Origin of the sequence: Pseudomonas reactans, assembly GCF_013385825.1 — a bacterium.
Taxonomy (GTDB): Bacteria; Pseudomonadota; Gammaproteobacteria; order Pseudomonadales; family Pseudomonadaceae; genus Aquipseudomonas; species Aquipseudomonas reactans.
In genome coordinates this window covers 77,032-88,145 of record NZ_JACAPG010000017.1, presented here as the reverse complement: position 1 = coordinate 88,145, position 11,114 = coordinate 77,032, and the positions used below count along the sequence as shown (strand labels likewise).

Sequence of the window (11,114 nt, the reverse complement as noted above, 5' to 3'; positions counted from 1 at the left end):
TCATTCCAAACCAGCCGATGACAGCTGTGATCGGGATACCAAACCTGCGTCAGTTGCCCGCGTTTGTTGTAGCTGTACTCAGTCGAATGGCCGTCAGGATCGGTCCTACGCGTAACATCGCCCTGGTCATTACGCTCATACTTCCAAACCGCTTCACCCCGCCTTACAACCCGTACGAATCCATTGTCATGCTCGTAGGACGTTGGTTCATCATCCCCCGGAAACAACGCCACCAAACGCCCAGCTTCGTCGTACTGGTAGGCCGTGATCGCCCCCAACGGATCCTGCTCAACCGTCAGCCTTCCCTTGTCATCGTAGGATTTGGAGTGCTCAGCCCCATCCGGATCCACCCGCTGCACCAGCCGCGCCCGCTGGTCATGCACATAGACTTCCTGACTGCCATCGGCGTTAAACACCGTGACCTGGCCGTTGTCATCCCAGGCATAGCGCGTGTCCATTTGCGAGAAACTGGCCCAATGCCGGACACATCGCGCCGCCTTACCAGACCTTTCCCACTCCCAAAAAAAACTCGCCCCACCGGCCAGTCCACGCTCAAGAATGACGTGCTGCTCGTCGTACCGATAAACCTCGCTTTCGCCTACGGCATTGGTCGCAGAAACCAACCGACCCGCCGCGTCATAGGCGTAGGAAACAACGTTCTGCTCTGTCACCCAAACAAACGGACCGTCATCCACCGCCCGCTCAATCTGGTAGTCCACCGCCACAATGCGGCCCGACGCATAGCGCAGAAACAGCGAGCGCCCGACACCGTTATTCAGCCGCTCGATCTGCCCCAGGTAATTCCGGGAAATGCGCAGCCGGTTGTCATACGCATCGCTGATCGCCGTCAGCACACCGTCGCGAAAATGGTAGAAGCGCGACCCTTGAGACAGGACTAACTCATCGGGCAACGACCCCAAGTAGATCGCCGCTTCCGCCAGACTGTTGGTGATCGCCGGCCGAGAAACCGTGGGCAAGGGCAGGGTAGTCGAGCGATTCTCATGATCGGTCCACACCACCGAATTCCCGGCAACACTCAACCGATGCGCCAGCGAGTGACTCCAGCCAAACCCCAACCCGCAATCCACTTCCACCGCGCTGGTGCGATACAAGCGGGTCCACTCAAACGGCAAGATCCCATCCAACGTGCCATCGGTGAGGGTGAGCAGTTCCTCACCCGTGACCATCGACACCGGGCAGCCGTCGGTGGCGGTCTTGTCCGAAGACGCCGCCGCATCCCCAGCCGGATTCTTCCCAACAGCCGGCACATCATCCACATGCTCCGCCTGCTTCAGCACCGCGTTCTGCCGCGCCTTCCAGCGCATCTGCAGCCTGCCTTGCTTCAACCCACCAACCACCCCGCGAACCGCGACCGCCTTGTAGCGATCCACGGCCTGCATGAACTTCGTCAGAATCCCCAAAAGTCCCCTGACAAAACCCGTCGCCGCCTCAAGAATCTGCCCGCCATACTTCACCAACCGCAGGCTCAAATACGCCACACCCGCCGCTGGCAGGGCGATGGTCAACACTACGCCAATCACCAGGTCAATCAGCAACGACACCACAAACCCAGCCGCCATCTCAGCCATTTCACCGGGCGGCAATGCGTTCAACCAGATCATCGCCGTGCGCAGCATCAGGAACAGCGCCGCCTCATCACTGGCCAGCAGCATCGCCTGTTCCATGACTTTGGGCGCATCAGTGGCGAGCTGCGCCAATTTGGCCGCTTCTGCGCCCAACTGTTCGACGTATTTCAAAGGGTCATCAAGAATCGCCTGCACCAGCTTGATGCTGTCCCACACATCACGAATCGCCCCCCAACTGCCAGCCAGTACGCCGCTGCCAATCGCGCTGGCGGTGGACTGCTCCCAGCGCGGTTTAAAATCCGACCACTGCGCCCGAAGCCACTTCTCCAGGTCCGACGTCAGCCCTGCGTAGGAAGCAAACAGCGCATCGACCTGTTCCTCGGAAACGCCGCCTTGCACCCGCACCTGATAGCGCCCACCCGCCGCGCAGTGGTGCGAGCCCTTGCCTTGTTCATCCAGCATGATCACGGTGGAACTGCCGTCATCCAGCCCGATCACCTCCACCGGGATGTTGCCGATCGGCACGTCATACACCGACTCGAACAGGCTCTCGATCTTCAGCTCGCCGCCCACCGCGCACTGGGCCACGGTCGAAAAGTCAGTATCCGTAATGCTCACCGCCCGCTGCGAATCGCCCACCCGCAACACCCGATCCATCCCCAGCAGCGACGGCATGTCCAGCGCATGGCTCACCGAATCCAGCGCACGCGAATACCACGCGTCCATCTGCTGGCGATAAATCACCAGGCTCTGATGAAAGCCATCCAGCTCAAATTCGATAAGGGCAATATGGGAGAGGTGGGTCATCGGCGCCGACTCCCTGCAGCTAATGCCCAGAAAGCCGACGCACCCGATAGAAAATTCATCTGCAATCCTTCGCACTGTGTGATCAGGCGAAGGACTTTGCAGAGGTTTTCAGGTGATATCTGTAGAGCTTATCTCGCTGTTACGTGGGAGGTTTCAGCAGTTTTTGTGCGCGTTCGCCCCAGCACCAGACTGCACAGCGCCGGCAGGAATAACAGCGTCAACACCGTCCCCACCAACACCCCGCCAATCAGCACATAGGCCAGGGACGACCAGAACACCGACAACGTCAGCGGAATAAATGCCAGCGCCGCCGCCAGTGCCGTGAGGATCACCGGCCGTGCACGCCGCACCGTGGCTTCGACGATGGCCGCGCGAATCGCCATGCCGTGCTCCTGGTTCTGGCGGATCTGGTCAGTAAAGATCAACGTGTTGCGCATCAGGATTCCGCCAATCCCGATCAAGCCCAGGATCGCGTTGAAGCCGAACGGCTGGTTGAACAGCAGCAAGGTCGGCACCGCGCCAATCAAGCCCAGCGGTGCCGTGGCGAAGACCATGAACATCACGCCGAATGACCGCACCTGGAACATGATCACCGTAAGGGTCAGCAGGATCATGATCGGGAACAGCGCGGCCAGGGCGACGTTGGCCTTGGCGCTTTCTTCCACCGGGCCGCCGATGTCGATCTGGTAACCGGCGGGCAGCTTGGCGATCAGCGGTTGCAGGTCTTTGTACACGGCCATTTCCACGTCGGGCGGTTGCACGCCGTCGATGATGTCGGCGCGCACTTCCACGGTGGTCGCGCGGTTGCGGCGCTTGAGGATCGGCTCTTCCATCACTGCCTGGAAATGCCCGACCTGGGCCAATGGCACTGAGGTGCCGGCGCTGTTGGTCAGGGTCATGTTGTTGAGGTTGCCGAGGTCTTCACGTTGGCTGCCCTGGGCACGGGCGACGACGGAGACGGTGCGGTTGCCTTCACGCACTTCGGTGATCGGATTGCCGCTGAGCAAGGCATTGAGCTGGGACTTGACCTCGTTGGGCGTGAAACCCAGCAAACGCAGGCGGTCTTGATCCAATACCAGGCGATAGCCGCTGGTGCGCTCACCCCAATCAAGGAAGGCGTCCTTGGTCAGCTTGTTGGCGGCGACCACTTTGCGCACGTCTTCGGAGACGCCGCGCAGCACGTCCACGTCAGGGCCGGACACACGAAACACCACGGGGAACGGCACGGGCGGACCGAACAGCAACTGGGTCACGCGCACCCGCGCGGCAGGAAACTCACCGGCGGCAATGCGTTCACGCATGCGCAGTTTCAAGGCGTCGCGAGCGTGGGAGTCCGGGGTCTGCACAATCAGCTTGGCAAATGCCGGGTCCGGCAGTTCGGGGTTCAGCGACAGGAAAAAACGCGGTGCGCCGCCGCCCACATAGGTGTCGACCAGGGTGGTTTGCGGCTCTTGCAGCAGGGCTTTTTCCAACTGCGCGGCCACCGCTTCGGTGCTTTTGAAGGCGCTGCCGGGCGGCATGTACACCTCAAGAATCAGCTCGGAACGGTCGGAATTGGGGAAGAACTGTTTCTTCACTACGCCCATGCCCAGCACACACAGCACAAACGCCGCCACCACCAGGCCGGTGACCAGCCAACGCCCACGCACGCAGGCTTCGACTACGCTGCGCAGTTTCTGGTAATAACGCCCGGCGTAGATTGCATCATGGCCGCCCGGCACCGGCTTGATCTGCGGCAGCAGTTTCACGCCCAGGTACGGCGTGAACACCACGGCCACCAGCCAGGACGCGATCAGCGCAAAGCCGACGATCCAGAAGATATTGCCGGCATATTCCCCGGCACCGGAGCGGGCAAACCCCACCGGCAAAAAGCCGATGATGGTGACCAGCGTGCCGGTCAGCATCGGCGCCGCCGTGGAACTCCAGGCAAAGGTGGCGGCGTGAATCCGGTCGAAACCTTCCTCAAGCTTCACCACCATCATTTCAATGGCGATGATCGCGTCATCCACCAGCAAACCCAGGGAAATGATCAGCGCGCCGAGGGTGATGCGGTCGAATTCACGCCCGGTCAGCAGCATGATTACAAACACCACCGACAAGGTCAGCGGCACCGCTGCTGCCACCACCAGGCCTACACGGAAACCCAGGGCCAACAGGCTGATCACCATCACCACCGCGAGGGCGACGAAGAATTTCAGCATGAACTCGTTCACGGCCAGGCTGATGTTTTTCGCCTGGTCGGAGACCTTGGCGAAGTTCACGCCCAGCGGCAGGTCAGCCTGGATCCTGGCTTCCTGGGCCTTGAGGCTCTTGTCCAGTTCGAGGCCGTTCCAGTGTTTCTCCATGATCACGCCCAGCATCAATGCCGGATCGCCTTGATGGCGGATACGGTAGCTGGGCGGGTCTTCATAGCCACGGCTGACGGTGGCTACATCAGCGATGCGCAACACGCGGCCATTGACTTCCAGCGGCACGTTTTCGATCAGCGACAGGCTGTCGAACGCACCGTCGATACGGATATAGGCGCGGGCCCCGGCGGTCTCGACGAAACCCGACGGCGCCACGGCGTTTTGTGCGGCCAATGCAGCAAAAATCTGATCCGGCTTGATGCCCAGGGTTGCCAGGCGCTCGTAGGAAAACTCCACAAACACCCGCTGCGCCTGTTCGCCAAGGATATTGACCTTCTTCACCCCCGGCAGGTTGAGCAAACCCTGGCGCAGGCCTTCGGCCATCTGCACCTGTTGCCGATGGGGCAGGTGTTCGGCTTCCAGGGCGTACAGCGCGAAATACACATCGGAGTATTCATCGTTGAAGAACGGTCCGATCACGCCCTTGGGCAGCTTAGCGGCTTCATCGCTGAGCTTTTTACGGGTCTGGTAGAACAGGTCCTGGATTTCGCTGGGGCGCGTGGACTCCTTGTAGGTCATGCGCATCGACACAAAACCCGGCTGGGCGATGGTCTCGACGCGGTCGTAGTAATCCAGTTCCTGCAAGCGTTTTTCCAGGCGGTCGGCCACCTGTTCCTGCATTTCCTGGGCGGTTGCGCCGGGCCAGGCGGCGGTGATGGTCATCACCTTGACGGTGAAGGAGGGGTCTTCCGCGCGCCCCAGCTTGCCGAACGAGAAGATCCCGGCGGCGAGGATCGCGATGATCAGGAACAGGGTGACCGCGCGATGTTTGACCGCCAGTTCGGAAAGGTTGATACCGCGCATGCTCAGTTGTCCTGTTTGCGGTTGAGGGCCAGTACTTGCGCGGGCAGCAGGCGCACGGCGTCACCGCTGTGCAACAGATGTGCGCCGAGGGCAACGATGACCTGGCCCGGGGCAACGCCACTGTTGAGCAGCGCGTCTTCCTGGCCGAGGCTGGCGACGTTCACCGGAGCGAAACTGACTTTGTCGTCCGCGCCGATCCGCCACACGCCGGTGCCTTGTCCCGCGTCATGCAGTGCGCCAATGGGCACGCGGGTTTGCTCGGCCTGGCCGTTGCCTTGCAGGCGCACGGTGATGGTGGAGCCGAGGGCGAAACGGTCGACGGCACCGTGCAGCACATAGCGGGCACGGTAGGTGCGGGTGGTCGGGTCGGCGCTGGCAGAGAGTTCGCGCAAGGTGGCGGTCACCGCTTGGTCCGGCGCGCCGAAGGGGAAGGCCAGGGCTCTTTGTGAGGCCTGGTCACGCTGGTTTTCCGGAAGGTTGACGATGGCTTCGCGGGCACCGTCATGGGCCAGGCGCGCAACGATCTGCCCTTCGGCGACCACCTGGCCGCGATCCACGCGCACGTCGGTGATGATGCCGTCGCCATCGGCCTTGAGCACGGAGTAGGTACGGCGGTTTTCGATCTGGCTGGCGTCGGACTGTGCCGAGGCCAGCTCGGCTTCTGCGACGCGCAGGTTGGTCGCCGACTGGTCGAAGATCTGCCGCGATACGGCGCCGGTGCTGGCCAGCCGCTGGTAGCGGTTTTCGTCGTCACGGCGCTGGCGCAGTTGTGCCTGGGCGGCGTTGACGCGGTTTTTCGCCGAGCGCAGGGCCAGTTCGAAGTCGCCGATGTCCAGCACCAGCAGGGTATCGCCACGGGACACGTGCTGGCCAGGATCGACCTTGCGTTCGATGACCTTGCCGCTGACCCGGAACCCCAGGTCGCTTTCGGTACGTGCCGCGACCACGCCGGTATAGGCGCTCTGTTGGGTGCCGGCGGCTTCGACTTTGGCCGCGAGGACCGGGCGCGGTTGAGGTACTTCGGCGGCGGTGTCGGCTTTGCTGTTGCAACCATTGAGGACTATCAATAGGGCCAGGGGCGTGAGAAGACGCAGGGGAAGAGGGTGCATGGCGGGCTCCGGGGGTAACCATTGGGCAAAAAATTATGGACATAATTTTTTACTCATATTATGGTCGAAATATAAATTAATCCAGCCCCCCGGATGCACCTCATGACAAACGTCCCGGTCCCCTCGCGAAGCCTGCTGTTTTTACTGGTGGCCCTGACGGCACTGGGTGAGGTTTCGACCCAATTGATCATCCCTGGCCTTGGCGCCATCGAGCAGGCATTGGCAGCGCCAGCCGGCTCGGCATTGATGGCGCTGTCGGCATTTGTCGCTGCCTTTGGTCTCGGGCAATTGCTGTTCGGCCCGCTGTCGGACCGTATCGGCCGGCGTCCGGTGCTGATCGGCGGCCTGGTGCTGTACGTGCTGGCGACCTTGTCGATGCTGCTGGTCCACGACATCCACCAGTTCATCGCCGCCCGCGTGCTGCAAGGCCTGGGCGCCTGCGCAGCGTTGGTACTGGCGCGCACGGTGGTGCGGGATGTGTGGAAGGCCGAAGCAGGGCCGGCGCTGGCATTGACCATGATCGGCATGCTCTACGCCATTGTGGTGGCACCCATGGTCGGTGGCCTGTTGATCAAACTGTTCGGCTGGCACGCGCCCATTGTCCTGGCATTGGTGATTGGCAGCGTGGTGTTGTTGCTGGCGCTGCTGTTCTTTCGCGAGAGCAACCACTACCTCGATCCTGAGGCCGGCCACTGGCGCACCCTCGGTGGGCAATACCTGGATCTGCTCAAGGGCCGTCAATACCGTGCGTTCGCCGTGGCCTTGGCGTGCACCTATGGCGCGATGTTTGCGGTGATTGCCGGTTCTTCGGCGGTGTTTATCAACCTGCTGGGCTTTAGCAGCCTTGAATACGGCATCAATTTCGGCCTGATCGTGTCGATGCTGATCGTCGGTTCCACCTACACCCGACGTAATATCCTGCGCTTGGGCCCACAGCGGATTGTGGCGATGGGCGTGACGATGGTGGCCATCGGCGGCGTGTCAGCGCTGGTCATTTATGCGTTGTTTGGCCTGTCGGTACTCGGCCTGGATATTCCGATCGCGCTGGTCACCCTGGGCGGCGGCCTGGTGTTGCCGGGGGCGGTGACGGGGGGCGTCATGCCCAACGCACACCGGGCCGGTCTGGCGGCAGGCTTGATGGGGTTTGCGCAGATGTTCGGCGCCACATGCAGCGGTGTCTTGCTGAGCCAACTGCGAGATGGCAGTGCCGCGCCGATGATCATCATCCAGGCCTGTTTTGCGCTGGCGGCCTTTGTCGCGTTTCATCTGCTGCGTCAGCGCCAGGTCAAGGGATTGTCCTATACGTAGGACGATCCAGGCCGCTTTTGCCGGCTAGTGCCCAACGGTCAGCAGCCTTATGGTGTATGCACTTTGGAGGTACACCATGAAAAAGCTTATCGGCATCTACACCAGCCCTCGCGGCCATTGGGTCGGCGACGGTTTCCCGGTGCGCACGCTGTTTTCCTACGACACCATGGGCAAGCACATCAGCCCATTCCTGTTGCTGGATCACGCCGGCCCGGCGGATTTCACGCCGACCGAACAACGTCGCGGCGTCGGTCAACACCCTCATCGCGGCTTTGAGACCGTGACCATCGTCTACGATGGCGAAGTCGAACACCGCGATTCCACCGGCGCCGGTGGCACCATCGGCCCCGGCGACGTGCAATGGATGACGGCCGCCAAAGGCATTCTCCACGAAGAGTTCCACTCCGAAGCGTTTGCCCGTAGCGGCGGGGCGCTGGAGATGGTGCAACTGTGGGTCAACCTGCCGGCCAAGGACAAAATGGCCGACGCCGGTTACCAGACGATTGTCGATGGCGACATTCCGGTACTGCCGTTGGCCAACGACGCCGGGCAACTGCGCCTGATTGCTGGCGAGTTTGCTGGCACCCAAGGCCCGGCCCGCACTTTTACGCCTATCGACGTGTGGGACTTGCGCCTCAACGCCGGCAAACCCGTCGTGCTGGACCTGCACGAAGGGCGTAACACCGCCCTGGTGATCCTGCGCGGCACGGTCTTGGTCAATGGCGAGGAAGTCGCGCGCCAAGGGCAATTGGCGCTGTTTGAGCGTGATGGTCGCCAACTGACGCTGGAGGCCAATGACGACGCCAAGGTGTTGCTGCTCAGTGGCGAACCCATCGACGAACCCATCGTCGGGCATGGGCCGTTTGTGATGAATACCGAGCAGGAGATTCACCAGGCGTTTGCGGACTTCCAGTCCGGTAAATTTGGCCAGATGCAGATCTAACGGCTCACCGTAAAACCCTTGTAGGAGCCGGCTTGCCGGCGATGGCATCACCCCGGTGTGCCTCAAGTACCGAGTCGATGCCATCGCCGGCAAGCCGGCTCCTACATTTTGTTTGCTGCGCTCTCATTTCATGCGATCTTCACGGCATTCGCCCTGGAGTCGCCTGGATGCCCTCATTTATCGCTGATCACCCGATGCTGTGCGCCCTGGCGCTGATCTTTATCGACATCGCCGTGTGGCGCCTTATTTCCGTCAACCTCGCCAACTGGAAGCTCGCGGCGCGGTTGGCGATCTTTGCCGTGTACAGCGCCGTGCTGTTCAACGACGGCATGAACCCCATGCAAATGGCACCCTATGCGGACAACACCGCATTGCACCTGGCGGCCACTGCCTTGCAGATCGGCTGGTGGCTGTTCGCGGCGCGCACGCTGACGGTGTTGCTCGGTGCGGTGATGATGCAGCGGGTCGGGCACACCGGGCGCCTGTTACAGGACCTGGTTGGCGCCGTGATCTTCCTGATCGCGATCATCGCCGCCATGGCCTACGTGCTCGACTTGCCGGTCAAGGGCGTGCTCGCTACTTCCGGCGCGGTGGCGATCATTGTCGGCCTGGCGCTGCAAAGCACGTTGAGCGATGTGTTCTCCGGGATCGTGCTCAACACCACCAAGCCGTATCAGATCGATGACTGGATCTCCATCGACGGCACCGAAGGTCGGGTGACCGACATCGACTGGCGCGCTACGCGCCTGCAAACCTCCCAGGGCAGCCTGGCGGTGATCCCCAACTCCCTGGCGGCCAAGGCCAAGATCATCAATTTCTCGCGCCCGGCGGACATGTTCGGCCTCTCGGTTAGCCTACAAGTCAGCCCCCATGCGCGTCCGCAAACCGTGATCGAAGCGCTGGAGCGGGCGATGCAGGGGTGTCGGCCGCTGCTGGGCAAGCCGGCGCCGAGTGTGGCGTTCAAGACCTCGGCCAGTGGTGGCGTCGAGTATGAAATCAGCGGTTTTGTACCGGCCATGACCCTTAAGCGTGAAGTGCGCAACCAGCTTTACGATTTGGCCTTCCGTCACCTGCAAGCGGCGGGCGTCGGCCTGCTGTCGGCCACTGAAAGCAGTGCACCGCCGGCAATGTCTGCGGCGCGCGCGTTGCTGGAGCGTTCGTCGATTTTCTCCACCCTGCGTCAGGAAGAAAAAGACACCTTCAGCCAGAACATGACCCTGCACACCTACCGTGCCGGCGAGATGATCCTGCCGGCCGGGGAGGTCAGTGATCATTTGTTTATCGTCGAATCCGGGGTGGTCTCGGTGATGCTGACCAAGGGCGGTCACAAGTTCGAAGCCGGGCGTATGGGGCCGGCGGAGGTGATTGGCGAGGCGGGTATTCTGTCAGACCAGGCGGCGCTGGCGGATTTCTCGGCCAAGACTTTCTGCACCCTGTACCGCATCGAGAAGGAATACTTGAAGCCCTGCCTGGATGCGCGGCACGACATCAGCGAGGCCATGAAAACCTTGCTGGATTTTCGTCTGCACGCCGCGCAGGCCTTGACTCAGGACGCGCCGGTGGTACCCGTCAAGAAGGGTTTCCTGCAATGGTTGCGCAATCGGGGGTTGTAGCCGGTCAACGCGCCATGACGATGCGATAGCGCTGGTCAAAGTCATTCGCCAATTGTTCCAGCGTTACATCCCCCAGCCGCGCCAGCAATAACGACTGAGCCTGGTCAAAGGCATCGGTCAGCGCTGCGTTCACCGCCTGTTCCACCAGGCATTGCGGGTGGTCGGTCGACAGGCCGATGGCGAATATCGACGGCGTGCCCAGGGCGTTGTGAATCTCCAGCAAGGTGATCTCACTCAGGGGCTTACCCAGGCTCCAGCCGCCCTGGTGACCTTTCTCTGAGCGTACATAACCTTTTTCCTTGAGCAGCCCGAGTGTGCGCCGCACCACAACCGGGTTGGTGCCGAGCATTTGCGCGATAGTCTCCGAGGTTGCGCGCTCTTCATGGCGACCCATGTGGATCAGTACGTGGAGCATGCGCGACAGTCGGGTGTCATTTCTCATCAAAAAACCTCAGGGTGGTCCGGACGAAAGTATCGTTCGTAACCTAAAAAGTTGCGAGAACCTTGACGCAGTATTTTCACGTAACATATGGTGT

Annotated in this window: 7 protein-coding genes; 3 read left to right on the top strand and 4 right to left on the bottom strand. The window is 61.5% G+C overall.

Annotated elements, in window-relative coordinates; all coding sequences use genetic code 11:
- From HX868_RS20270 to HX868_RS20260, 3 genes are all read right to left on the bottom strand, one after another.
- Positions 1-2,393, bottom strand: a 2,393-nt coding sequence (locus tag HX868_RS20270; protein ID WP_177004190.1) for a DUF6531 domain-containing protein, incomplete at its 3' end; no start/stop codon positions are given.
- Positions 2,394-2,521: 128 nt separating this feature from the next.
- Complete coding sequence (locus HX868_RS20265; protein WP_177004189.1) at positions 2,522-5,605, bottom strand: efflux RND transporter permease subunit; 3,084 nt, start codon at positions 5,603-5,605, stop codon at positions 2,522-2,524.
- Between the two features lie 2 nt (positions 5,606-5,607).
- The gene (locus tag HX868_RS20260) at positions 5,608-6,714 is read right to left on the bottom strand and encodes an efflux RND transporter periplasmic adaptor subunit (protein WP_177004188.1); all 1,107 of its coding nucleotides are present in this window, start codon (positions 6,712-6,714) and stop codon (positions 5,608-5,610) included.
- A 102-nt stretch (positions 6,715-6,816) separates the two neighbouring features.
- Here HX868_RS20260 and HX868_RS20255 point away from each other — a divergent pair, with 102 nt between their 5' ends.
- From HX868_RS20255 to HX868_RS20245, 3 genes are all read left to right on the top strand, one after another.
- Positions 6,817-8,022: a multidrug effflux MFS transporter gene (locus tag HX868_RS20255; protein WP_177004187.1), complete on the top strand. Its 1,206-nt coding sequence runs from the start codon at positions 6,817-6,819 to the stop codon at positions 8,020-8,022.
- Positions 8,023-8,098: 76 nt separating this feature from the next.
- The gene (locus HX868_RS20250; protein WP_177004186.1) at positions 8,099-8,965 is read left to right on the top strand and encodes a pirin family protein; all 867 of its coding nucleotides are present in this window, start codon (positions 8,099-8,101) and stop codon (positions 8,963-8,965) included.
- A 167-nt stretch (positions 8,966-9,132) separates the two neighbouring features.
- Positions 9,133-10,578, top strand: coding sequence for a mechanosensitive ion channel family protein (locus tag HX868_RS20245; protein WP_177004185.1), 1,446 nt, complete (start codon positions 9,133-9,135; stop codon positions 10,576-10,578).
- A 4-nt stretch (positions 10,579-10,582) separates the two neighbouring features.
- On the opposite strand, the gene HX868_RS20240 is transcribed toward HX868_RS20245, so the two are convergent.
- The gene (locus HX868_RS20240) at positions 10,583-11,020 is read right to left on the bottom strand and encodes an Rrf2 family transcriptional regulator (RefSeq protein ID WP_177004184.1); all 438 of its coding nucleotides are present in this window, start codon (positions 11,018-11,020) and stop codon (positions 10,583-10,585) included.
- Between the last annotated feature and the right edge of the window lie 94 nt (positions 11,021-11,114).

Excerpts from the sequence above, each read along its gene's own strand:
- HX868_RS20240 (WP_177004184.1), bottom strand. The coding sequence starts at position 11,020 with ATGAGAAATGACACCCGACTGTCGCGCATGCTCCACGTACTGATCCAC.
- HX868_RS20245 (WP_177004185.1), top strand. The coding sequence starts at position 9,133 with ATGCCCTCATTTATCGCTGATCACCCGATGCTGTGCGCCCTGGCGCTG.
- HX868_RS20265 (WP_177004189.1), bottom strand. The coding sequence starts at position 5,605 with ATGCGCGGTATCAACCTTTCCGAACTGGCGGTCAAACATCGCGCGGTC.
- HX868_RS20260 (WP_177004188.1), bottom strand. The coding sequence starts at position 6,714 with ATGCACCCTCTTCCCCTGCGTCTTCTCACGCCCCTGGCCCTATTGATA.
- HX868_RS20250 (WP_177004186.1), top strand. The coding sequence starts at position 8,099 with ATGAAAAAGCTTATCGGCATCTACACCAGCCCTCGCGGCCATTGGGTC.
- HX868_RS20255 (WP_177004187.1), top strand. The coding sequence starts at position 6,817 with ATGACAAACGTCCCGGTCCCCTCGCGAAGCCTGCTGTTTTTACTGGTG.